This is a genomic window from Lentilactobacillus kefiri (genome assembly GCF_009739535.1).
Classification (GTDB): Bacteria; Bacillota; Bacilli; order Lactobacillales; family Lactobacillaceae; genus Lentilactobacillus; species Lentilactobacillus kefiri.
In genome coordinates this window covers 1,728,907-1,752,079 of sequence record NZ_CP029971.1, presented here as the reverse complement: position 1 = coordinate 1,752,079, position 23,173 = coordinate 1,728,907, and the positions used below count along the sequence as shown (strand labels likewise).

Annotated in this window: 22 protein-coding genes; 10 read left to right on the top strand and 12 right to left on the bottom strand. The window is 43.9% G+C overall.

All coding sequences use genetic code 11. The features are described from left to right. Positions 1-153: 153 nt before the first annotated feature. Positions 154-330, bottom strand: a complete 177-nt coding sequence (locus DNL43_RS12115; RefSeq protein ID WP_169790312.1) for a hypothetical protein — start codon at positions 328-330, stop codon at positions 154-156. 159 nt (positions 331-489) lie between these two features. Then, positions 490-1,368, bottom strand: coding sequence for an RluA family pseudouridine synthase (locus DNL43_RS08195; protein ID WP_056982381.1), 879 nt, complete (start codon positions 1,366-1,368; stop codon positions 490-492). A 205-nt stretch (positions 1,369-1,573) separates the two neighbouring features. Between DNL43_RS08195 and DNL43_RS08190 the strand changes: the two genes are divergently transcribed. The 4 genes from DNL43_RS08190 to DNL43_RS08175 all read left to right on the top strand — a co-directional run bounded on the left by DNL43_RS08190 (position 1,574) and on the right by DNL43_RS08175 (position 7,295). Next, a complete protein-coding gene (locus DNL43_RS08190; RefSeq protein ID WP_054769524.1) occupies positions 1,574-2,929 on the top strand; it encodes an FAD-dependent oxidoreductase in 1,356 nt (451 codons plus the stop codon). Positions 2,930-3,137: 208 nt separating this feature from the next. Beyond that, positions 3,138-3,464: a heavy metal-binding domain-containing protein gene (locus tag DNL43_RS08185; protein ID WP_056982377.1), complete on the top strand. Its 327-nt coding sequence runs from the start codon at positions 3,138-3,140 to the stop codon at positions 3,462-3,464. 194 nt (positions 3,465-3,658) lie between these two features. Next, positions 3,659-5,770 (top strand): hypothetical protein, encoded by a 2,112-nt coding sequence (locus DNL43_RS08180; RefSeq protein WP_056982375.1) that lies wholly within the window; start codon positions 3,659-3,661, stop codon positions 5,768-5,770. Between the two features lie 40 nt (positions 5,771-5,810). Then, complete coding sequence (locus DNL43_RS08175) at positions 5,811-7,295, top strand: hypothetical protein (RefSeq protein ID WP_054769523.1); 1,485 nt, start codon at positions 5,811-5,813, stop codon at positions 7,293-7,295. A gap of 78 nt (positions 7,296-7,373) precedes the next feature. Here the strand turns inward: DNL43_RS08175 and DNL43_RS08170 are convergent, their stop codons facing one another. From DNL43_RS08170 to DNL43_RS08140, 7 genes are all read right to left on the bottom strand, one after another. Then, the gene (locus DNL43_RS08170) at positions 7,374-7,886 is read right to left on the bottom strand and encodes a hypothetical protein (RefSeq protein WP_056982400.1); all 513 of its coding nucleotides are present in this window, start codon (positions 7,884-7,886) and stop codon (positions 7,374-7,376) included. 90 nt (positions 7,887-7,976) lie between these two features. After that, positions 7,977-9,140: an acetylornithine transaminase gene (locus DNL43_RS08165; RefSeq protein ID WP_056982373.1), complete on the bottom strand. Its 1,164-nt coding sequence runs from the start codon at positions 9,138-9,140 to the stop codon at positions 7,977-7,979. Positions 9,141-9,154: 14 nt separating this feature from the next. After that, positions 9,155-9,904 (bottom strand): acetylglutamate kinase, encoded by a 750-nt coding sequence (gene argB / locus DNL43_RS08160; RefSeq protein ID WP_056982371.1) that lies wholly within the window; start codon positions 9,902-9,904, stop codon positions 9,155-9,157. Between the two features lie 13 nt (positions 9,905-9,917). Then, on the bottom strand, positions 9,918-11,126 hold the full coding sequence (gene argJ, locus DNL43_RS08155) for a bifunctional glutamate N-acetyltransferase/amino-acid acetyltransferase ArgJ (protein ID WP_054769522.1): 1,209 nt from the start codon (positions 11,124-11,126) through the stop codon (positions 9,918-9,920). A gap of 16 nt (positions 11,127-11,142) precedes the next feature. Then, a complete protein-coding gene (gene argC, locus DNL43_RS08150; protein WP_054769521.1) occupies positions 11,143-12,171 on the bottom strand; it encodes an N-acetyl-gamma-glutamyl-phosphate reductase in 1,029 nt (342 codons plus the stop codon). A gap of 368 nt (positions 12,172-12,539) precedes the next feature. After that, positions 12,540-13,850, bottom strand: coding sequence for an O-acetylhomoserine aminocarboxypropyltransferase/cysteine synthase family protein (locus tag DNL43_RS08145; RefSeq protein WP_056982369.1), 1,311 nt, complete (start codon positions 13,848-13,850; stop codon positions 12,540-12,542). Then, complete coding sequence (locus tag DNL43_RS08140) at positions 13,847-14,722, bottom strand: homoserine O-acetyltransferase/O-succinyltransferase family protein (RefSeq protein WP_054769520.1); 876 nt, start codon at positions 14,720-14,722, stop codon at positions 13,847-13,849. Before DNL43_RS08140 ends, DNL43_RS08145 begins: the two co-directional genes overlap by 4 nt. A gap of 420 nt (positions 14,723-15,142) precedes the next feature. On the opposite strand from DNL43_RS08140, the gene DNL43_RS08135 reads away from it, so the two are divergent. The 5 genes from DNL43_RS08135 to DNL43_RS08115 all read left to right on the top strand — a co-directional run bounded on the left by DNL43_RS08135 (position 15,143) and on the right by DNL43_RS08115 (position 19,943). Continuing rightward, a complete protein-coding gene (locus DNL43_RS08135) occupies positions 15,143-15,925 on the top strand; it encodes a threonine/serine exporter family protein (RefSeq protein WP_054769519.1) in 783 nt (260 codons plus the stop codon). Continuing rightward, a complete protein-coding gene (locus DNL43_RS08130) occupies positions 15,922-16,380 on the top strand; it encodes a threonine/serine exporter family protein (protein WP_054769518.1) in 459 nt (152 codons plus the stop codon). Before DNL43_RS08135 ends, DNL43_RS08130 begins: the two co-directional genes overlap by 4 nt. A gap of 12 nt (positions 16,381-16,392) precedes the next feature. Continuing rightward, on the top strand, positions 16,393-17,568 hold the full coding sequence (locus DNL43_RS08125; RefSeq protein WP_095344924.1) for an amidohydrolase: 1,176 nt from the start codon (positions 16,393-16,395) through the stop codon (positions 17,566-17,568). Positions 17,569-17,840: 272 nt separating this feature from the next. Then, positions 17,841-19,199 (top strand): FAD-dependent oxidoreductase, encoded by a 1,359-nt coding sequence (locus DNL43_RS08120; RefSeq protein ID WP_056982367.1) that lies wholly within the window; start codon positions 17,841-17,843, stop codon positions 19,197-19,199. A 102-nt stretch (positions 19,200-19,301) separates the two neighbouring features. Continuing rightward, complete coding sequence (locus DNL43_RS08115; protein WP_095344925.1) at positions 19,302-19,943, top strand: NAD(P)H-binding protein; 642 nt, start codon at positions 19,302-19,304, stop codon at positions 19,941-19,943. Positions 19,944-20,017: 74 nt separating this feature from the next. On the opposite strand, the gene DNL43_RS08110 is transcribed toward DNL43_RS08115, so the two are convergent. Then, positions 20,018-21,412, bottom strand: coding sequence for a DHA2 family efflux MFS transporter permease subunit (locus DNL43_RS08110; RefSeq protein ID WP_056982365.1), 1,395 nt, complete (start codon positions 21,410-21,412; stop codon positions 20,018-20,020). Positions 21,413-21,567: 155 nt separating this feature from the next. Between DNL43_RS08110 and DNL43_RS08105 the strand changes: the two genes are divergently transcribed. Next, the gene (locus DNL43_RS08105) at positions 21,568-22,002 is read left to right on the top strand and encodes a MarR family winged helix-turn-helix transcriptional regulator (protein WP_056982363.1); all 435 of its coding nucleotides are present in this window, start codon (positions 21,568-21,570) and stop codon (positions 22,000-22,002) included. Positions 22,003-22,071: 69 nt separating this feature from the next. Here DNL43_RS08105 and ahpC read toward each other — a convergent pair whose 3' ends face one another. Together ahpC and DNL43_RS08095 are read right to left on the bottom strand one after the other, a co-directional pair. After that, a complete protein-coding gene (gene ahpC / locus DNL43_RS08100; protein ID WP_056982361.1) occupies positions 22,072-22,635 on the bottom strand; it encodes an alkyl hydroperoxide reductase subunit C in 564 nt (187 codons plus the stop codon). Positions 22,636-22,850: 215 nt separating this feature from the next. Beyond that, complete coding sequence (locus tag DNL43_RS08095; RefSeq protein ID WP_056982360.1) at positions 22,851-23,171, bottom strand: carboxymuconolactone decarboxylase family protein; 321 nt, start codon at positions 23,169-23,171, stop codon at positions 22,851-22,853. Positions 23,172-23,173: the final 2 nt, after the last annotated feature.

Sequence of the window (23,173 nt, the reverse complement as noted above, 5' to 3'; positions counted from 1 at the left end):
GTTTCAGTCCTCCCCAAAGTTTTTATTGTACTTATTTTAAATTATCTTTTTCCAAATCAAAAAAAGTATCTCACCGATTATTATATCAGTAAGATACTCGTTTAAAATCATTTAGTAGTCGTTAAAACTAGAGCCTAACCAAAGCTTATAACATTATGCCTTAATTAAATCTGATTTTGCTTTCAACAAAGCAGCCTTTAAAGCACGAATATGCTCTTTAGTCTCCTCGTCTTCTTCTGCGCCCTTCATCCATGATAATACAGACAAATTAGTTTCCATCTCAGCAATAATTTTTTGAATCGTCTGATCCGATTCACCATTGGTAGACATATCTAGTCTCCTCCTTAAGTTGATACCCATACTATACCAGAAGATAGCGAAAAGACAACGGAATTGGACTCGCTTTCATCAAATTCTAATTTATCATTTGTATAAGTTATCTAATCATTGATCTATCAATGTTCATTTGTGCACAATATGAGTATTTCTTTAATCTAAAATGGCCGAAATGTCTTGTGGCAATTGGGATTGGAAGCTTAACCCCCTGTTTGAAAATGGATCCTCAAAATCTAGTTTCGAGGCGTGAAGTGCCTGGCGATTAATTCCCAAATTCATCGGTCCATGATATAACTCATCGCCAAGAAGCGGATGGCCAATCGAAGCAAAGTGAACCCGGATTTGATGCGTCCGGCCGGTGTGAAGAATGACATCCACCAAGGTTCGGTCTTTTAAGCGACGCATGACGGTGTACTCCGTTTGAGCCGGCTTGCCATCCGCACTAATGATTTGTCCATAACCGTCAGGATCTTTAGCAATTGGCTTATCGATCAAATCGTGATCCGGGAGGCCATCCCCACTCACCACAGCCTGGTATCTCTTATGAAGGGTTTTATCTGCCAACATCTCGTTGGCCAAGCTGTTTGCCAGTCGGTGTTTGGCAATCAAGACAATGCCGCTGGTGAACCGATCCAACCGGGTAATAATATGGGGAACTAAATTTTCAGCACCTTCTTGAACCAGGCGTCCCTTCACACGATTAACCAGTGTGTCGGTGCGGTTTGCTGGTCCTGGTACAACCGTCAGGCCAGCTTGTTTGTTGACCACCAGCCAATTATCATCCTCATAAATAATGTTCAGCGGGCCATCGCTGACGGCAACATTGGGATCACTGGCTTCAGGTGGCAGACTGACTTGTACCTGGTCGCCGTCTTGAAGGTTGACTGCGCCATCCACCTTATGCCTGCCCACAGCAAAATATCCCCCACCGGTTTTGATGGTTTTGTACATCCGGTGACTGATACCCTTGGTATTTAAAAACTTCTTTAACGTTTTTGGATCGTGATTGGTTACTTTCCAGGAAAATTTCAAAATGTCCTCCAAAAAATATTTTTATGTTGTGCACAACTACTTTGTCCACGTCGCAAATCCCAACATGACGGCAATTTGGCCATGTGAGCGTTATCTCATACAGTTAAAATGCGTTTGTCAAGGGCTTAACAACGCTTGCACAACTTGTAATATGTAAGTACAAGCAAATGCTTGTGAATCTTTTATAAAACAAGGAGAAGTTAATATGAAAGTTGCAGTTATTGGTTGTACCCACGCAGGAACCTTTGCTATTAAAACTATTTTAACAGAACACCCAGACGCTGAGGTGACCGTTTACGAAAAGAATGATAATATTTCGTTTCTTTCATGTGGAATTGCTTTATATCTCGGGGGACATGTAAAGGATCCACAAGGCTTGTTCTATTCAAGCCCAGATGAACTTAAAAAATTAGGTGCCAACGTTCAAATGAAGCATGAAGTTACCAACGTTGACCCAGCTAAAAAAACAATCGACGTGACTGATCTTGAAAGCAACAAACAATTCCAAGACACTTATGACAAATTAGTCGTAACCACCGGTTCATGGCCAGTTATCCCACCTATCAAAGGTATCGACAACAAGAACGTTTACCTATGCAAAAACTGGAACCATGCCCAGGAATTGTTTAAAACCGCTCCAAAGAAAAAGCGCATTACAATCGTTGGTGCCGGCTACATTGGTGCCGAATTGGCTGAAGCATACAACACAAAGGGACATGAAGTTACTTTACTGGATGGTGCCGACCGCATCATGAGTAAATATTTTGACAAGCAGTTTACGGACATTGTTGAAAAAGACTTCACTGACCATGGCGTAACCCTCGGTTTAGATCAACAAGTCACTGAAATTTCCGGTGACGATACTGTGACCGTCAAGACGACCAAGGGATCATACGAAACCGACTTGGTTGTCATGTGTGTCGGCTTCCGTCCTAACACCGGCCTATTCAAAGGCAAATTAGCCATGACTGAAAACGGTGCCTTGATTACCAATGAATACATGCAAACTTCCGATCCTGATATTTACGGTGCCGGTGACAGTGTTGCTGTTCACTACAACCCAACCCGAAGCTTGGCATATATTCCACTGGCAACCAACGCCGTTCGTCAAGGGGTTCTGGTTGGTAAAAACATTGAAAAGCCAACTGTTAAATACATGGGAACCCAGTCATCATCCGGCTTGAAGCTTTACGATAAGACAATCGTTTCAACCGGTCTTACAATGGCTGCCGCAAAAGCTCAAAACGTGAATGCTCATGAAGTGATCGTAAAGGACAACTACCGTCCTGAGTTCATGCCAACCACTGATCCTGTCTTAATGTCACTTGTTTATGATCCTGATTCACGCAGAATTCTCGGCGGTTCACTGTTAAGCACCTACGATGTCTCTCAATCAGCCAACACCCTTTCTGTATGTATCCAAAACAACAACACAATCGACGATTTAGCAATGGTTGATATGCTGTTCCAGCCACAATTTGATCGACCATTCAATTACCTGAATATCCTGGCACAAGCTGCTCAGGAAAAGGAAGCAAAGACAGCTGAAACTGCCAAGTAATAGCGGTTACATTTTTCTTTGTAAATCCATCTGACACACGTTATAATGTTTACTGCATAGTGATGACGATCTTTTCTAAACCACATTAGCGTCTCACAAGTGCATCCCGTCTGACTTTTTTCCGGCGGGTTTTCTTTTATCTGTTGTTCTATCGACAATTTAAGATATACTAATGGCAGATCTACTAAACAAATTGGAGGAATCAATTATGGCTGAAAATCATTTTATTGTTACAACCACTGAACATATTCCCGGAAAAGACTACGAAGTTATCGGTGAAGTCTTTGGCTTAACCACCCAATCCAAAAACGTGGTTAGAAACATCGGTGCCGGCTTAAAAAACATTGTCGGTGGTGAAATCAAGGATTACACCAAAATGTTGGATGAAGCCAGAAACACCTCAGTTGACCGTTTGAAAGAAAACGCTCAAAAAATGGGTGCCGACGCGGTTGTCATGATGCGATTTGATTCCGGATCCATTGGTGGCGACATGCAGTCCGTTGCAGCTTACGGAACTGCCGTTAAGTTTGTCTAACAAATAAATAGACCATTATTACTCTAAAAGTCCGGCGTTATAATGCGTCGGACTTTTTTTGCCAAATACGGGGCAATGTAAATGTCTTGTAAATCCTGAGTAAAGGTTTAACCATTTCCATTTCAAAACGCCTATTTCACGATACTATGAATTCGCAGGGTAATATATCAATAGAATTCATGGAGATGAAATTAATGAATGTTAAGTTAAAAAGTTCCGTTTTTATCTCAGCGGTTGCGTTGGGAATTCTTGGAGTCAGCTGTGTTTCGATCCAACCTGCACATGCCGGCACCGTCAGTAAAATTGTTTCAAATCGCAAGTTAACCACGAACCCCGCCAGTCGAAGCATCACTTTTACCGGATCATCCGCGCTTTATTCAAAGCCCAAAATTAGTAAAGGTGCCAGAGTTGTGGCCAGCAAGGCGGTCTTAACTGATTTGGCCAATTCGAAATTCTCGAGCAATAACTTTGCTGCTTATCGTCAAGCAACGACTAAGAGCGGTTCGGTTTATTATAAGGTCACTTCATTTGACGGCAAGTACCGTGGCTGGATCTATGGCGGCAAAAAAGCCGGTAAATTCAGCGGTGGGATTGAGCCCTTCACCACTTTTGATCAGGGAAACGTACCATCAAGCTTAAGCAATTATACCTTTAAGATTGCCGCTCCCGGATTTCAAAATGACGGCAAGACCGTTACATATAAAAATCCATTAAATACGACCTATCAATCCGGCAAACAGATTGGCGACTCAGTGAAATACGCCAACACGACATTCAAGATTGACGGTATTGGAACACGAACCCGTGAAAATGATACTTGGGTTCATATCAGTGCCATTAATTCAGATGATTCGGCTGCCAACGGCTGGATTCTATACAAAGGTCTGTGCGAGGCAGAATCACCTATTCCGGATAGTTCGCTGCGAATTGACCTGGTTGATTCAAAGGGCAATTTAATTCGATACATCAATTACACGAGTGCAAACGCAAAGTATAACCAACCACTCGGTGTCCCTTACGGCTCATCCTGGACAATTGGTGATGACGATTTGGCCAACATCCAAGTGGCCGTCAGACAGGCTCTCCAAGGGACCGGTTACGCTTTGGATACTTTATCCAGCAACCAGGCAGGCTTCCTTGCACAAGCCAAATTTGGCCACAAAGCATCGCTTACCGTGAAGGCTGCCGACCCAATTCCCGGCAACTCGGTCCGCATCAACATCGTTAATGACGAAAACGCCGTGGTTGACACAGTCGACTATACAAATCAAAATGCCCAGGTTGGTCAAACCCTTGGATCAACTGACGGTGGCAGTGCATCCCTTGACCCAGCCGATGAAAAAGCCATTCAATCAGACATTTCAACGGCTCTTAAGAAATCCGGCTACAAGCTGGATAGCTTATCCGACGCTCAACTTGCCGATCTGGCTAAAACAAAGTTTGGCAGTTCCGTTTATTTGAAAGCTGATAACGATACAACCACGATTGCCGACAACGCCGTTCGAATCAACTTCACCGATCCTTCTTCCGGAAAAGTCATTAAATCAATTGATTACGTCAACACTGATGCCGATGACCCAGCCAAGAAGGGCAGCACGTTGGGAACTGAAACCAATGGCAAATGGACACTGGGTGACAGTGACATTGTCGAAATCAATGCATTGGCAGCTTCCTCCTTGTCCGGTACCGGTTATATCTTAAACAACGAGCACCTTTCAGACGATCAGGAATCCGCATTGGCCCAAGCAAAATTTGGTGGATCAATCACGGTTAACGTCGGCAAAGCTGCTGACTCAAACAACTTTGCTTTATACGCCGCCAGTTCTTCATCAAATAGTGCAAACGCGCAACAGCTGGTTCCAACCGGCCTCCAATACGTGGATGAAAGCTGGGAGTTCCCAGATGTCGGCGGTAACAGCAACAAATCAACTTACAGTAAGTTAAGTGCCGCAGATATTGCCGGGCTGTCTTCAACTAATCTTACGAACTTTAAACAGGCACTGGGCAAATACAGTGCGGATTCGATCAACAAAATTAATGCTGATTTCAAGTCGGCAGCCGAAATGCAATACGTTGATTCCGGTCAGACCGCTGCGTTAAATAAAGCAGACCTGAGTGCTGTCAAGAGTGGCCTGCAAAACAGCAGCTGGTCAACCCTCCAGTCACCAAAATATCCAGTATTCACGAAAGATGGCAGCGGAGCTGTGTCAATTAACTGGCAGACAATTACGTATCACGCAAAATCAGCCAAACAAAATACCAATGATTCTTCAATCAACGTTTATTACACGTTTGACGCCCAATAATCTCAAACGCAATTAATTCAAGAAAAGGATGAGATAAGTAATGAAGAAACCGTTAAAAGCTATTGTTGCAGTTGCCCTGGCCTTCACAGCTGCCGGATTTGTTGCCACGTCGGGAAGCGCCAAAGCCGATATTATCGATGTCCCCGGTGCCGTCAAATCAATTCCGCAAGTTAATTTGGGAAATGTCTTAACCAATTACGATTCCGATGACCTGAAGACGATTGATAACACATCGCCAGTGGGAAACATGGATCGGAAATATAACCAGGGAACGATCGACCCGTCAATGGATAACCAAGGTGACACGTTTGCAACAACCGCAGCCACCACTACTACCGCCAATTCATTTAAAACCCAATGGTTCCTGCCAGATGGCTTTAATGTTACCGACTACCAACACGGAAACTTTCAAAGTGTCGCGCTGGACAACTCCGGGAATGTCTACTTCGTCGAGTCCAACGGAAGTGACACCAACCTGGGAGTCATCATCAAATTTGATACCAACAAACTCAAACAGCTTGGATTGGAAAACGATCCAATGGCATTGTGGACAGCGTTCAACTACTTCAACCCATACACGGATGAAGGTGCTCAACACAACGAACAATATGAGAACTACTATGAATCCATGAAGAGTTCCTTTAAGAGCGTCAAATCACTAAACAACAAATTGGATGAGGTCAAATCAAACATCAATGGTTTGGCGAATGCCAAGCGGACAACCAAAGCCAAATACCAAAAGGCCAACGGTACATCAAAGGCTCGTCTTGCAAAAGCATTGAAAACAAACGCCAAGAAAGCTGCTGCCGACCAAAAGAAAGCTGCCTCCCTTCAAAAAGAAGTCGATAGTAATCAGGCCGACATTAACAAAATAAAAGCAAAGAATCCCGAATTATTCAAAAACATCGAGATCGCCAACACCGCGCAACTCAGTCCTCAAGTTGATATCGGTCATGGTCAAACGTTAACCTTCAACCCTCAAAACAAGCATTTATATTTGGTTGAAGATAATACCCTAACCGATCTCAGAAACCGTGACGAGAATAATACCGTCATGGAAATGGATCCAAATACTATGGAGCCGATTCGTCAATATAATTTCAAGATGTACCAGGGAACCAAAGGCAACCTTCAGCTCCATACACTGGTATTTGATAACAACGGTAACGCCTATTGGGGCCGAAAGAATGGCATGGGCTACATGTTCTTCTATGGCCGACTCGATGAGAACAGCGTGAAGTTTGCGGCTGTTCCGGAAAAGCTGAAGACTCGTGGTGGTTCGCCCAACCAAGGTGTCGCATTCAACAACGTCAACAATCGAATTTACATTGTCTCTGATGATGTTTTAACTTCGATCCCGATTTCCAAGCTGGAATCAGGGACTGCCACTCCAGAAGACATCAACTATTCTGTGTTCCAGTCAAAACGCGAATGGGAATGTCTGGCATTTGACCAACAAGGTTATGGTCACCTGTTAGCCTTGTGGCCTGCAGAATTGATGAAGACAACCGAACCACTCAATTAAGTAATTCAGCTCTCCAATCACAAGTTTCGCCAATATAATATGACACAACAAAAGCCTGTAACTTCAGTCAAAACCGAGTTACAGGCTTTTGTTATGCCGTAATTTCTTATAAATGGCATAGATCAAAAAGATCGGGCCAAAAATAATAATCAATATGTTCAAAATGAGATTCTTAACAACTGTATAGGCAAAGTCTGCCGCTCCTTTGTAGGACTGGGTTTGAGAATACTGATACTCCCAAGGATTGGCAGTAACACCATTAGCAGACCAGGAACGGCCCTTATGATTGGCCTGAGCATCCGAATGATGAAGTCTTAAAGCTTTGTCTTTGTATGTTTCAAATTCCGTTGAATCCTTTTGGTAGAGCTTTTTCATCTGGGCTCTGGCGATTGGTAAAATCATGATCAAACAAACCAGAAAATACCAATCAAGTGAAGAGAGCCGCCATACCAAGTGATAATCGCTGGTCTTAGAAATTTCGGGAATGGAAATCGCCCCATCATAAAAATAAATCAATAACAGCGCAATTCCGCCCGTCAGCCAATACCAAAGGCATTTTAACGTCGAAACAATTGGTTTCACCCCAACCATCCCTTTCAAAGAAAAGAAGTATCTTAAAGATACCGGTTATCCCAGGGAATGTAAAGGCAATATGAGAAAAAATCATTCCAATTTCACATTTTAAATTAATGATGATTCAACGGTCGCATCAACGTTGGCCAATGTATCAGTAATCAAGTCAATTCCCTTTAACAGGTCCGCTTCGCTCATTACCAACGGTGGCAGCAAACGCAAAGTGTTGTGCTTAGCCGATAAGGTCAGCAGACCATTTTGCTGAAGGTGAGAAATAACGTCCGCAACCTTGACTGAATCATTTAAGTGAATTCCAATCATCAATCCAAGCCCACTGATGCTATCGACAGCTGATAATGGTAGGACTTTCTTTCCAAGTGCATCAAATACTGCCTTGGACTTCTTTTGAACCCCCTTTAAGAAGTCGGGTGTCAACTGCTCAAGGACAGCTTTGGCTGATGATAAGGCGATTTTATTGCCACCAAAAGTTGTTCCGTGAGAGCCGGGGCCAAATGCCGATGCCAATGACTTTTTACCCAGCATTGCCCCAATCGGGAGGCCGTTACCAAGGGCTTTGGCACATGTGATAATATCCGGATCCAAATCAAAGTTCTGAAAGGCAAATTTTTTACCGGTTCGGCCAATTCCTGTCTGAACCTCGTCAATAATCAGTAAAACACCCTGCTCATGACATTTTGCAGCCACTTGCTTGAGCCAGTCACCATTGCCGTCGACAACGCCGCCTTCGCCTTGAATCACCTCAAGAATGACCGCTGCCAAATCATCGGTAATAGCCGACAACGCGTCTGGATCGTTGTAATCGGCAAACTGAACTTCCGGTACCAGCGGCTTAAAGCCGGCCTGAATATCAGGGTTCCCGGTTAACGACATGGATCCATAGGTTCGGCCATGAAAGCCATTGTTGAATGCCAGGACTTTGCCCTTTCCGGTTGCTTTTCTGGCCAACTTGAAAGCTGCTTCATTGGCTTCGGTTCCGGAATTGCAGAAAAAGGCCAACATCCCTTCAGGACACAGTGCATTGGCAACGTCATCCTGCAGCTGGCTGGGATACAAATTGGAAGTGTGCCAAATTTTTCCCAACTGATTTAAGACACTGTGTTCAATCTTGTCGTTGCTGTAACCGAAGCTGCAGACGCCAATGCCACTGGTAAAATCCAAATATGATTTCTGTTGATTATCGACTAAATGCCAGTCATGACCCGAGACAATTTCCATCGGGTATTGGGCATAGGTTGGAAAGATATGTTTCATCATTTTGATCTCCTTTAGATTGCGAGCTGGTTAACCGATAAATGGGTACCGGTATGCTGCAGCTGATTTGTGATTTCAACTTCTTTTACACCGTGTTTGAGAGCGTCGAAGGCGGCCCTGATCTTGGGTACCATGCCGGACTTAATAAGCTCTGCTTCAAATAGTTGATTGGCCTTTTTCAGACTCAATTGGCCGATTACCCGACTATTGACCATCACGCCAGGAACGTCGGTGACCAAATACAACTTTTCTGCGCCAAGCAGCCGGGCAATCCCCGCTGCTGCCACGTCCCCATTAACATTTAAATAATTTCCAGAACTGGTAACGGCTAGCGGTGCACAAACGCCGATGCCCTGAGACAGGACTTGGTTTACGTAAGGGTGATTGATGGCGGTGATTTTTCCAACCTCGCCATACACAGGCTGGTCTAAATACGCCCCCGTTACCACATCCTGTCCAGATGCATTCATGCCTACCACTGGGAGGCCATGGGCAGCCAAATGCCGGCAGAGCGTTGGCTGAACCAGTCCCAGCAAGACAGCTTGGGTAACCTTAAGCGTTTGTTGGTCGGTAACCCGAATCCCATTAATTTTGTTCACAGGCAAATTCAACTGCTGACTCCATTCAGAAATTTGTGGGCCACCGCCGTGGACAATCAGAATTTGTTTGCCTTGATCATGCCAGCTGTGTAATTGCTGAAAGAAGGCTTCTGAAAGGTTGTTTGTGGCGTTTCCGCCAATTTTGACGACAATGATTTGACTCATGGTCCTTCACCTCCTAGCTTCGATATGATGCGTTAATCTGGACATATTTATAAGTGAGATCACAGCCCCACGCGGTTCCGGAAAATTCTCCCACATTCAAGTCAACATCAATCGTGACCTTCTTTTGCTCGAGAGTTTTAGTGACTTTATCGTCATCAATCCCGGTTCCCAAGCTGTTCTTAACCAATTGGAGGCCATTGATACTAACACTGACGCCATTCACATCGACGTGAGCGGTTGTCTGACCAATTGCCTGCATAATTCTGCCCCAGTTGCCATCTTTGCCAAAGATCATTGCCTTAACCAGGTTGGAGCCAACAATTGCTTTGGCAACTTGTTGTCCTTCCAAATGACTGTCGGCGCCGGTTACATTGACCTCAACCAGTTTGGATGCTCCTTCACCGTCACCGGCAATTTCCTGTGCCAAATGGGCCAGGACTTTCTTGAAGGCCATCACGAAGGTTGGGTAATCCTGACTATCTTCTTGTAAAGGCTGGTTACCGGCAGCTCCATTGGCCATGACAACGACCATATCGTTGGTAGAGGTATCGCCATCCACCGTAATTTGATTGAAGGTTTCATCAACCGTGGAACTCAGTAGTTCCTGAAGATGGTTGCCTTCAATGGCGGCATCTGTCGTCACAAATCCCAGCATTGTCGCCATATTCGGGTGAATCATCCCGGAACCCTTGCAAAAGCCGGTTGTCGTCACTTCATGACCATCAACCATACACTTCACAGTGATTGTCTTGGCGTGGGTATCAGTGGTTAAAATTGCTTTGGTCAACCCACTGTTCTTTGTTAATTTGAGATGCGAAATGCCATCCTTTATTTTCGCCATCGGTAAGGGCTCACCGATCACACCGGTTGAAGCAATCCCAACCAGTTCAGGTTGAATCTGCAGTCGATCCGCCGTCATCTTTTGCATCATCAGCGCATCGCCTTCCCCTTGGTTTCCGTTGCAGGAATTTGCGTTACCGCTGTTCATTACAACGGCCTGCAGCTGATGGGCAAGGTTAATGGTTTGCTTGGTCAGCTTGGTTGGGGCAGCTTGAAACTGGTTGGTCGTGTACACACCGGCTGCATCCGCAGGGGCTTCCGAATAGATCCAACCCATGTCATCGGAATCCTGCTTGAGTCCCGCGTGGGTTGAGTCGGCATAAAATCCTTTGGGCCATGTAAAAGTACTTACTTCAATTAAATCTTCACTTGTCATCTGCATCGCAATCTCTCCTTAGTTATGGTAGGAATGTCTGTAATTCCAGACCACTCGATTCTTGGTAGTTAAACATCTGGTTAAAGTTTTGAACAGCCTGACCGGCCGCTCCTTTTAATAAATTATCAATGACACTATCGGCCATTACCGTGTGGGTTGTCGGATTATAAACGACGCCGATGTGGCAGTTGTTGGTCCCCACGACTTGTTTGATATCAGGTAAATGTTCACCTGAATAATGAACGAATAATTTGTCGTCATAAATTTGGTGGTACGCTTCATCGATTTTAGCCGCGTCAACGCCAGGTTTTACCTTGGCGTAGATGGTACTCATAATTCCACGGGTGATGGGAATCAGCGTTGTCATAAATTCAATCGCCTTAACATCCCCATTCCAACGTTGAAGTTCCAACATGATTTCTGGAATGTGCTGGTGTTGGTTGGGCTTGTATATTTGCAAGTTGTCATTTGCCTGGGTGAAATGAGTTGATTGCGCCGGCTTTTTACCTGCACCGGAAGTTCCGGATTTGGCATCCACGATAATTGAATCAGGATCAATCAAATCCAACTTCACCAGGGGTGCCAACCCCAACAACGTTGCCGTTGCGTAACACCCGGGATTTGCCACGTAATTCTGGCCATGAGCGGAGTGGAAATCTGCCAATCCGTAATAGGCTTGATTCAATGCTTGGGCTGGTGCTGAAGGTTTGTGATACCAGCGTTGATACTGTGCTTCGTCGTTTAGCCGCAAATCACCGGATAAATCAATTACTGGGAAATCGGCTTTGATATACGGCTGACTCAACTTTGATGTCACCCCTGCCGATGTCGCAAAGAATACCAACTGATTGTCGGCCATGATGGCATCTGGATCATATGGTTGAACCGCCGTGTCATCCGAATAAAAAGCCGGCACCATTTCAGAAAGTTTCTCATTTTGTATTAACTTGTGATCGTATAGATGAATTTCATCTACCGCTGGGTGTTGGCGTAAAAGCTGATATAATACCATTCCCGCGTACCCGGTTATTCCAACTAAAGCTACTTGCAAATCAATCGCCTCACATTTTCTAAATATTCAATTAAAGGAATATTAATGAATGAAAACATCTTACAACGTCATGCAGGAAAATGCAACGTTTTTTAAGTATTATTCATGTTTTTATTTTATTATCAATATTTATTCATTTATACGGCTAAATTCATGTATATTAGCCTGACAAATGAAATTTATTCACACTTCTATTCATGCATAATAATTTATTATTTGTTAGCTAAATATTCATTCGGTTGAATCTTCATGATCACTGTTTATCAGTTAATGAACCTCACCCTGAATTTCAGGTTATAGACAATAAAAAAGGAATAATCACGGCCAAACCGCAATTAATCCTTCTATGTTATAAATCATTATCTGTTTTAACCGACTGCTTCTTCCACTTCGTCAGGAATCTTATCAAGTGCCTGACTCAAATCTGCAATCAGATCGTCAGCATTTTCAACACCGACAGACACCCGGATCAAGTCCGGTGTGATTCCGGCTTCTTTCAACTCTTCCTCGTTTAATTGAGCATGAGTGGTGGATGCAGGATGGATGATCAACGACTTGGCATCAGCGACATTTGCCAACAGTGAGAATAACTTGAGATTTTGAATCAGCTGTTTGCCGGCCTTTTCGCCACCCTTTAGTCCAAGTGTGAAGATTGAGCCGACCCCTTTCGGGAAATACTTCTCGGCCAGGTCGTGATATGGACTGTCTTCCAAACCGGGATAGTTAATCCAGGCAACCTTGGGGTGATTGTGCAGGAATTTAACAATCTTCTGGGTATTTTCAACATGCCGTTCAACCCGCAGCGACAATGATTCCAGTCCCTGAAGCAGGAGGAATGAATTAAACGGGCTGATCGTGGCGCCCAGGTCCCGCAGTGATTCTGCCCGAACCTTGGTTGTGAATGCCGCACCACCAAGATCACCAAACACCAGTCCATTGTACTGGGCATTCGGCTCGGTAAATCCAGGGTATCGGCCGCTGGCTTTCCAGTCAAACTTGCCATTTTCAACAATCACGCCACCCATTGTCGTTCCGTGACCGCCAATAAACTTGGTGGCTGAATGGAGCACAACATCGGCTCCATGGTCCAGTGGTCGGACGAGGTATGGCGTACCAAAGGTATTATCCACAATTAAAATGATTCCGTGCTTGTGGGCAATCTTAGCAACTGCTTCAAAGTCAATCAGATTGATGCCGGGATTGCCGATGCTTTCAATATACAGCGCTTTGGTGTGGTCATTGATTGGCTTCTCAAAGTTGGCCGGATCATCCGGATCCACAAAGTGGGTCTTAATTCCTAACTTTGGCAGGGTCACATTCAGTAAGTTGAAGGTGCCGCCATACAGGGTGCTGGCTGAAACAATTTCGTTCCCTTTACCGGCAACGTTGAGGATGGCTGCGGTAATTGCTGCCGACCCGGTTGCCAAAGTCACCCCGGCCGTTCCATTTTCCAATGCAGCGACCCGCTTGTCGACAATATCTGTCGTTGGGTTGGTGAGCCGGGTATAAATGTTTCCGGGATCCGTTAATCCAAATCGACCGGCAGCCTGCTCAGGACTGTCAAAAACGTATGAGGTTGTTTGGTAAATGGGAACTGCACGTGATCCGGTTTCATCTACGGTTTGGCCAGCGTGTACTTGAAGGGTTTCGAAATGTAAGTTGTTATTTTCTTCTGTCATATTGATAAGCCCACTTTCTTATTTGCGATAATTTTCGTCCAGTTGTCATAAATCTGAATGCTACTGTCTTTCCAAGAATAATCAACGGTACCGGAATCCTGATCAATGAAGTAATGTTTCGGCAATCGAATTGGCATCTGTTCATAAAGGTCCCGATAATATTCCAATGCCAGGGTACCTTCTGCGTATTCCGGATGGCCGGTGATATAAGTGCTGTGAAGCCCCGCTGCTGACAAAATAATTGGTCCTGTCTGGGTGGATGAAGCATCAACCGACAATTCTTCCGGAAGATGGTCTTCATCCAAGACAATGCCCGTGTGGCGAGATTGCGGCATCTTCAATGCCTGCTGACCACCGAAGCCTTCGGTAATTTCAGATCCGGCTTTAATGTTGTCTGCCTCAAAAATGCCAAATAGTTTACTCAACAACAGGTGTTTTCGAATACCAAAATCATTGAACAAACAGGCTTGAGCAGCCCAACATTCATATAGGCATTCAGTGACGTGGTCCCTTGACCAATCGATGATTGTCTGAATTTCATCCCAATAATCAACTTCACTGAATGCCAATGTTTCGACGGGTGCTCCCGTAATGATCAAGCCATCATAGTGGGCATCACGAATCTGGTCCAGACAAACATAATCCCGTTCGATATCAGCACGCGAAGTTCCTCGGAAATGATGTGAACGCGGATACATAAACGTGAGTTCTGCATCAGAAGAAATTTCACTGAATCTGTTCAAAAATTGTCTCTCCGTACTATGCCGGGTTGGCATCAGATTCAACACCAAGATTGATAGAGGATTAGTTACTTCGTGGTTGACCCACTTTTGTTCTGCATTCAAAAACCCGTTAATTGCATTTGCCGTCATCCAAATCATCTCCTTAAAATAAATAAAAAAAGCTTCCGTCCACGTAGTTATAAACTACGGGACGAAAGCTTCGCGATGCCACCCTGATTTGCCGTCATCTCACAACAACGACCTCGACAGGTACTCATAAAAATACCCCGCTATGTATCGGTAGCGACCGGGAATCCTAGCCTTGTGACCGGATCCTGACTCAGAGCTCATCTTCACGCCGCTGCAAACCACTTCTCTCACCAAACGAAGCTCTCTTTAGGAATGCATTAACGTTACTCTTCTCTTCAACGTCTCAAGTGTTTTTAATAATTGCTGTAACTTTATCATCTCAGCAAGCCCTTGTCAACAGATTTTCAGAAAATATTTTTCGCATGATTAAAATTATATGAGCTTATAATAGACTTTATAGAATAATCTAGGGGTGAAAATATGGACCAATCAATATCCGAAGATGAACTGATTTCCGTGTGCGGCAAAGTCGGCAAAATTCTTCTCACAAGCGGTGCCGAAACTTCAAGAGTCGAAGGAACCGTCGAATACATCGGCCGGGCAGCTCATTATGAAATAACCTGCCATGCCACGATTACCGCTTTGTTTGTCGGCGTCAAAAACCAGACCAAAACGCACCTGGTCAAAGTCCGTCTGGGTGATTTTAACTTGGAGAAGGTCGATGAAATCAATACAATGTCACGTAAATTTGTAAATGGTCAAATCGATTTCAATGAGCTCAAGAAGACCATCAATCAAATCGATAAAAAAGTCATCGACTTCACCTGGCCTCAGAAAATCTTTGGTGCCGCGCTGGTTTCGGTTGCACCAATGCTGTTGTTTAAAGCAACCTGGGCTGATTTGGGACTAGCCTTTTTCGTTGGAATTTTTGGTTACCTGGCCGCTGCTTTATCCAGTCCCCGAATCAAAACACCGTATGTGGCTGCTGGCCTGGGCGGATTTACAGTTGGCTTTCTTGCCGCAGTCCTGCAGTCCCTTGGAATTGCCACCAGCGCCGGTAATATCATTGTCAGTGCCCTGATGCCTTTGGTTCCCGGCGTCGCGATTACCAACTCCTTTCGAGAAATTATTGACCGCAATACCATTTCTGGAGTTGTCCGGGCAGTCGATGCAATTATCATTGCCGGATCAATCGGAGCCGGGGTCGTCCTTGGCGCATCCCTTTCAGCAATGATTTTCAATTTGATTGGAGGCCGCTTATGAGAGTATTGATTGAGTTAGTCGTCAGCTTCCTATCAACAGTCGGCTTTGGATTGGTGACCAATGTCCCCCGCCGTTCACTTTTACCAGCCGGGATTACCGGATCACTTGCTTGGGTTGCCTATTATTTGGTCCTCCAAGTGGATAACGGTCTGATTCTGCCCAACTTCACAGCAGCCATTGTTATCGGAATCCTGGGAAATATTTCCGCTGTTATGTTCCGGGTTCCCGTCAATATTATCTACGTTCCCAGCCTGGTATCATTGGTCCCCGGTGGCATTATGTATTTGGGGATGCGCAGTTTTACCCTGGGTAATGAAATTCGAACCGGCCGGTACATGTTTAATGCGTTAACGATTGCGATCGCCCTGGCGGTCGGGTTTGTGGTGGCCGAAGTACTGTTCTACAAAATGAAGCCATTTTTGATTCATAGTCTGCAAAGGCGGAAAAATAATTAGGAGGTCTTTTATTTGGATTTGATAAATGAACTCATGCAGCATTTACAAAAAGATGAACCTGAAATGATCAAGATCAGGCGTCATCTCCATGAGCATCCAGAAGTATCCTTCCACGAAAAAGAAACGTCAAAATACATCAAAAATTACTACCAGGATATGGACTGCCAGGTTCGGGACTGCGGTGACGGCTATGGCATCTTAGTTGATATCGACAGTGGCAAGCCGGGTCCCAAGCTGGCATTGAGAGCCGACTTTGACGCGTTGGCCATCCAAGAAGATAATGATTTGCCGTTCAAATCACAGAACCCAGGTGTCATGCATGCCTGTGGGCACGACGGTCACACTGCTTACATGATGGTCTTGGCTAAAAATCTGATTAATATGAAAGATCAACTCAAAGGGTCGATTCGAATTATCCATCAACCGGCTGAAGAAGTTTCTCCCGGTGGTGCCAAATCAATGATTCAAGATGGTGCCCTTGATGATGTTGATAACGTTGTCGGCATTCATGTAATGTCATCAATGCCCACAGGTGCCATCGGCTACCACTATGGCGAAAGTCAAACCGGCCGCTCAGATTTTACAGTGAAATTCACTGGTAAAGGCGGTCATGCTTCTATGCCTCATCTATCCAACGATGCCATCGTTGCCGGAAGTTATTTTGTCACCACCCTTCAAACCGTTGTCTCAAGAAGGCTCGATCCGTTTGATACCGGCAGCGTAACGATTGGTTCGTTTGACGGTGCCGGATCGTTTAACGCTATCAAAGAATCGGTCACCTTAAAAGGCGACGTTCGGGTAATGAAAGAAAGTACCAGAAAGAAAATCCGCGAGCAAATTGAACAGATTGTCCACGGAATTGAGGTCACGTTTGGGGTAACTGCCGACTTGGATTACGACGACAACTATCCTGTTTTGTACAACGACCCCAGTTTCAGCAAGCAGGTCATCAACACGCTGAAAGAAGCCAACATCCCGGAGATCACCGACTTTGGTGCCCAAGACCCATCGGAAGACTTTGCGTATTTCGCACAAAAGAAGCCAAGTATCTTTTTCTACGTCGGCTGCATGACTGCGGACGGCAAGAATCACCCTCACCATAGTCCAGATTTCATGATGAATGAAAAATGCCTGTTAATTGCAGCTAAAGCAGCTGGAACAGTTACACTAAAATATTTGTTGAAATAAGTTGTTCAAGCATCCTGAATTCAGGGTGCTTTTTCTTTGCAAAATTGTTTTGGTAATCAAGCTAATGACAATTAAGTTAAAATGATTCTAAATATTTATACTGAACAGATTTTGAAGTGTGAAAGCCCATGTTTAACCATCTTCGTGAGATTAATAAAAAGTACATTATAATCATTCTAACTTATTAGTACCATTTTCGGTTGGGATATGTTACGCTTTATTTAACAAGTGAATGACTTGTTAATGAATATTTACGAAAGGCGGAATCATTGATGAAAGTTATTGTTGTAGGTTCATCTCATGGTGGATTTGAAGCCGTTAGAGGAATATTAGCCGAAAAACCTGATACTGAAATCCAATGGTATGAAAAAGGAGATTTCGTTTCATTCCTGTCTTGTGGAATGCAATTATATCTCGAAGGAGTTGTCAAAAATGTCAACTCTGTTCGCTATGCAACTGCCAAGGGCATGCGTGCCAAGGGAGTGAACGTATTTGTTCACCAAGAAGTCACATCCATCGACCCAAAGGCACATACTGTCACTGTCCATAATCTGGACGATGATTCAACTCGCGAAGAAAAATACGATAAATTGATTTTGTCTGCTGGAGCCGTTCCCGCGAACATTCCGGTTCCAGGAAATGATCTGGCAAACATCTATGCAATGCGTGGCCGTGACTGGGCAATCAAATTAAAGGCCAAAACCGTTGATCCCGATGTCCAAAATGTCGCTGTTATCGGTGCCGGATACATTGGAATTGAAGCAGCTGAAGTCTTTTCCAAGGCTGGCAAGCACGTAACCTTAATCGACATTCTTCCCCGCCCACTGCAATTATATCTGGACCAGGAATTCACCGATATTTTGTCAGACACAATGAAAGATCACAACATTTACCTTGCAACCGGCCAGGGCGTTAAGGAATTTGAAGGCAAAGATGGCAAAGTCAGCGTTGTTAAAACCGATCAAGCCGAATACCCTGCTGATTTGGTTATTGAAACTGCCGGGATTCGGGCAAACACCGGCTGGCTCAAAGATACCCTTGATCTAACCGAAAAAGGGTTAGTCAAAGTCAACGACCATTTGGAAACCAGCCAGCCTGATATCTATGCGGTTGGTGACAGCACCAAGGTGCCATTTGCCCCAACCGGCAAGGAATTGCAGATTGCCTTGGCTACCAACGCCCGTCGTCAAGGCCGAATTGCCGCTAAAAACGTCTTGGGCCATGACATGAAGATGCCGGCAGTTTCCGGTTCATCCGCATTGTCAGTCTATGACTACCACTTCGCTTCAACCGGTATCAAGGAAGGCACATCAGACGCAAACGGCGTCAAGAGTCAATCCGTATTTGTCACTGATACGACTCAGCCACCATTTGTTCCTGATGAAGCCGGTAACGAAAAAGTATACTTCAAGCTGACTTTTGATCCCGATACTCATCGAATCTTGGGTGCCCAGATCATGTCAAAGCGTGATGTCACTGCAAACATCAACGCAGTCAGCTTAGCCATCCAAGGAAAAATGACTTTGGAAGACTTGGCTTACGCCGACTTCTTCTTCCAACCAGGATTTGACCGTCCATGGAACATCATGAACGTTGCAGCTCAAAAAGCTTTACAAGATTTAGATCAATAATTATTTAAATGATTCCTCCCAAAAAAGATTGCTCACCGTTACTCAAAACGTGATTTGCGTTATAGTAAAGGCGTATGCAAATCTTTTAAGGGAGGAATTTTTTTGAAAACTGTATTAATTCTTGGTGCTGCTGGACAGATTTCCAGTTTCTTAATTCCACAGCTCTTAAAGCAAACTGATTTTAATTTAAAACTATACGCTCGAAATGCCAATAATCGGATTAAGGTGACCGACCCCAAACGCGAAACCATCATCAATGGTGACTTCAACGATAAAGACACCCTCAATCAGGCAATGGATGGTGTCGATGCGGTCTACCTCAACGAAATGCGGGATCTGACATCCGTTAACAATATCATTGCAGCAATGGATGCTAACCACGTCCGTCAATTCATCGGTGCCACAGTATTAGGCATCGAAGACGAGGTCAAAGGTGCCTTGGGTCAATGGAATACCAGCATGATTGAAAGCTCCATTACCAAACGAAAGAAAACTGCCAAAGCCATCGAGGATTCCGATTTGACTTACACCCTGCTTCGCCTGGCATGGCTCTACGACAAGGATGGAAACACCAATTATGAAATCACTCAAAGTGGCGAACCATTTGGCGGCACAGAAGTCACCCGTCAAGCTGTTGCACAACTGATAATCGATATCTTAAATGACGATTCACGAAAGTTTGCCCGCAAGAGTATTGGTGTCAATGAACCGAACACCAACTTTGATAAGCCTTCATTTTACTAATGTGAATTCAAGAAAAAAAGATGCCCATTCCTCACTGGAATGGACATCTTTTTGATTATTCACAAGAAGCCAACTTAATTTGAGGCATCTTGATCTTGATTCCGAGATTTGTCAAAATGCAATCCCGTAAAAATACAAATAATGTTAACAACTTCTAAGACCATTAGCACGATGAACGCATGCTGGGCTCCAACAGCCGTGGTGTGAACATAATCGGTTTTAACCTGAGCCAATGCCACAACCATTGAGATAACCGCGGTTCCAAATGCTCCGGCAAACTGCTGAAGGGTGTTAAAGACGGCGTTACCATCGACATTTTCAGCTTTGGGGATCTGTGCCAAACCATTTGTGATAATGGTCGACATTCCAAATCCGGTTCCAAGCATCATCAGAATATAACCAATCAGCTGTGATACTGGGCTGGCAGATAATGCTTCCACCAACAGAACGATGAGTCCCATTGTTTGAAATACTAATGCGATGGTAATGGGCTTGGTTGGTCCCAAACGATCATAAATTGTCCCACTAACTGGTGCCAAAATGGCTCCCAAGGCTGCTCCGGGAAGTAATAACAATCCGGCAGTCAATGAAGATGTGTGGGCCACAATCTGTAAATAATTTGGTAAAACAAAGGCAACCCCAACGTTCATAATTTGGAAAACAACAAAACTAACAACGTGTAAATCGAAAGATTTATTTTTAAAGACGTTTAATCTGATAATTGGATCATCAATGTGCTTTGAGCGGACAATAAACCCGATCAGGCCAATAATGCCAATTAAGCCATAAATTGAAGCGGTGGTAAGTGATGCTTCGATGTTGTTAAGTCCTAAGATTGCACCGGCAAAGAAGATCGCAATGGCAATCCATGAAGGGAAATCCAATCGAACCTTTACGGTTTTTGAAACTTGGGTAATCGAGAAGATCCCCAAGAATAAAGCAATCACCATGATGGCCAAAAGAATGCCAAAGATTGCGTGCCAGTTAAGGCCAATTAACAATCCTCCGTATGTTGGCCCAAGGGCTGGGGCAATGGCCGTAACCAAGGTTCCAATCCCCATTAACAGACCAATTTTGTCCAATGGTGCCTGTTCCAAAATAATATTAAACATCAAGGGAAGAGCAATTCCAGTACCTAGGCCTTGAATAATCCGGCCAATTAACAAAACGTCAAACCGATTAGCCAAGGTACAGATGAGTAACCCGACAATAAAGAACGCACTGGCGGTAAGAAACAGCTGCATGGTGGTAAAGCGGCGCTTCAACACTCCAGAGATTGGAACGATAATCGAGACAACCAGCAGGTAACCCGTGGTTAACCACTGAATGGTTGCTGTGTCGACGTTAAACTGTGTCATAAGAGTTGGAAATGTTACATTCATTGCAGTCTCAATCAGCACCCCACAGAATGCCATCAAACCGGTTGCAACAATTGATAAATAAAGTTTAGTTGATATTTTACGTGTCATAAATTCCTCCAAAAATTAATAGTTCTAATTCGAACTGTTTACTAATTTAACACCTTTAGAATATAAAATCAACTATAAAATCGTTTACAATTTAGGAAAAGTTCGATAGAATGATCAAGAACGAAATTAGTTCGAAATGGAATTACGAGGTGCATATGGCTGATCAGATTGGTATCATGTTAAAAAATTTAAATAACGATCTTCAACGTTACTCGGACCGTGAAGCAAAAAAGATGGGTATCACTCAAGTTCAAATGAGTATCATTGACTTTATTTATCGTGATGAAGAAAGTCGTGAGCTCTATCAAACAGATGTTGAGCGTGAATTTAATATTCAAAAATCATCGGCAACAACCCTGCTTCAATTGATGGAGAAAAAAGACCTCATCGTCAGATCCCCATCCAACCACGACAGCCGATACAAGATGATTCTTTTAACCCCAAAGGCGCGCCATTTTGCAAAACGAATTCGAGCCTTCTATGATCATAATGAAAATGATCTTCGCCAAGTGTTGGGAGACGATGTCGATTCGTTTATCAAAAACTTGCGGTTGCTTCGAGATGACATGCGAAATCGTTTAAAGGATTAATCAAAAATAGCAGGTCAACGACAAAAATGTCATTGACCCGCTATTTTACTTTATCAAACGCATATTTATCTAAATCTTACCAACAAGTTGGGTTCCTGGCTTCAAAGTCTTTTCTCCAGGCTTCCAGTTAGCTGGGCAAACTTGATCGCCATGTTCAGCAACAAATTCTGCAGCTTCAAGGGTTCGAAGGACTTCCTTGGCGTTACGGCCAATACCCATATCATTGATGGTGTATGAACGAACCTTTCCTTCAGGATCGATGATGAATACACCACGGTAAGCTTGACCTGCTTCTTCATCCAAGACACCAAAGAAACGTGCCAGTTTGCCGGCTGGGTCGGCAATCATTGGATATTCAACCTTACCAACTTCTTTACTCTTTTCATGCCATGCTTGGTGAACAAATTCAGTATCTTCGGAAACTGAGTAGATTTCAGCGCCGGCCTTTTTAAAATCAGCGTAGTTATCTGCCAAGTCACCTAATTCAGTTGGACAAACAAATGAAAAGTCAGCTGGGTAAAAGAAGACGATTGACCAGTGTCCCAACAAATCTTTCTTGGTTACCTGCTTAACATCCCCGTCTTGAAATGCGTTTACCTTAAAATCATCAATTTCTTTACCAATGAAATTCATATTTGCATCCTCCTATGTCAGTCATTTTTTAACCAACTCAAGTGTACGATAAATTTTAACAGTTTTCAATAATGATTCTAAACTAGTTGGCATTTTTTGACAGGAATACCCAAGTATTGGCATTTTCATACATCATTGATACTTGTAATTAATTAGTCTTTTTATAAATAAAGCAGTTGGTATACATCCGGCTGCTTTACTTTTTATGTTTATCGTTAGGATTTAAAAATCTTCTTTGCAATTCCAAATGCTGACCAAGCCTTTGGCCACCCAGCATAGAACGCCAACTGGGTAATTATTTCAACCATTTCATCTTTGGTCACCCCATTTGCCTTGGCCATCTTCATATGGGCTTCAAGTTGTGGGAATAGGCCTTGTGACATCAAGCTCGCACAAGTGATCATACTGCGATCCCGTGCAGAAAGCTTAGATTGTCTTGACCAAACTTCTCCGAATAAGACATCATCATTCAGTTCGGCAAACTTGGGTGCAAAATCGCCCAAGGCGTCCCGACCTGCTGTTTGTTTTTTTGCCATTG

Excerpts from the sequence above, each read along its gene's own strand:
- DNL43_RS12115 (WP_169790312.1), bottom strand. The coding sequence starts at position 330 with ATGTCTACCAATGGTGAATCGGATCAGACGATTCAAAAAATTATTGCT.
- DNL43_RS08190 (WP_054769524.1), top strand. The coding sequence starts at position 1,574 with ATGAAAGTTGCAGTTATTGGTTGTACCCACGCAGGAACCTTTGCTATT.
- DNL43_RS08185 (WP_056982377.1), top strand. The coding sequence starts at position 3,138 with ATGGCTGAAAATCATTTTATTGTTACAACCACTGAACATATTCCCGGA.
- DNL43_RS08180 (WP_056982375.1), top strand. The coding sequence starts at position 3,659 with ATGAATGTTAAGTTAAAAAGTTCCGTTTTTATCTCAGCGGTTGCGTTG.
- DNL43_RS08175 (WP_054769523.1), top strand. The coding sequence starts at position 5,811 with ATGAAGAAACCGTTAAAAGCTATTGTTGCAGTTGCCCTGGCCTTCACA.
- DNL43_RS08170 (WP_056982400.1), bottom strand. The coding sequence starts at position 7,886 with ATGGTTGGGGTGAAACCAATTGTTTCGACGTTAAAATGCCTTTGGTAT.
- DNL43_RS08165 (WP_056982373.1), bottom strand. The coding sequence starts at position 9,140 with ATGAAACATATCTTTCCAACCTATGCCCAATACCCGATGGAAATTGTC.
- argB (WP_056982371.1), bottom strand. The coding sequence starts at position 9,904 with ATGAGTCAAATCATTGTCGTCAAAATTGGCGGAAACGCCACAAACAAC.
- argJ (WP_054769522.1), bottom strand. The coding sequence starts at position 11,126 with ATGCAGATGACAAGTGAAGATTTAATTGAAGTAAGTACTTTTACATGG.
- DNL43_RS08145 (WP_056982369.1), bottom strand. The coding sequence starts at position 13,850 with ATGACAGAAGAAAATAACAACTTACATTTCGAAACCCTTCAAGTACAC.
- DNL43_RS08140 (WP_054769520.1), bottom strand. The coding sequence starts at position 14,722 with ATGACGGCAAATGCAATTAACGGGTTTTTGAATGCAGAACAAAAGTGG.
- DNL43_RS08135 (WP_054769519.1), top strand. The coding sequence starts at position 15,143 with ATGGACCAATCAATATCCGAAGATGAACTGATTTCCGTGTGCGGCAAA.
- DNL43_RS08130 (WP_054769518.1), top strand. The coding sequence starts at position 15,922 with ATGAGAGTATTGATTGAGTTAGTCGTCAGCTTCCTATCAACAGTCGGC.
- DNL43_RS08120 (WP_056982367.1), top strand. The coding sequence starts at position 17,841 with ATGAAAGTTATTGTTGTAGGTTCATCTCATGGTGGATTTGAAGCCGTT.
- DNL43_RS08110 (WP_056982365.1), bottom strand. The coding sequence starts at position 21,412 with ATGACACGTAAAATATCAACTAAACTTTATTTATCAATTGTTGCAACC.
- DNL43_RS08105 (WP_056982363.1), top strand. The coding sequence starts at position 21,568 with ATGGCTGATCAGATTGGTATCATGTTAAAAAATTTAAATAACGATCTT.
- ahpC (WP_056982361.1), bottom strand. The coding sequence starts at position 22,635 with ATGAATTTCATTGGTAAAGAAATTGATGATTTTAAGGTAAACGCATTT.
- DNL43_RS08095 (WP_056982360.1), bottom strand. The coding sequence starts at position 23,171 with ATGGCAAAAAAACAAACAGCAGGTCGGGACGCCTTGGGCGATTTTGCA.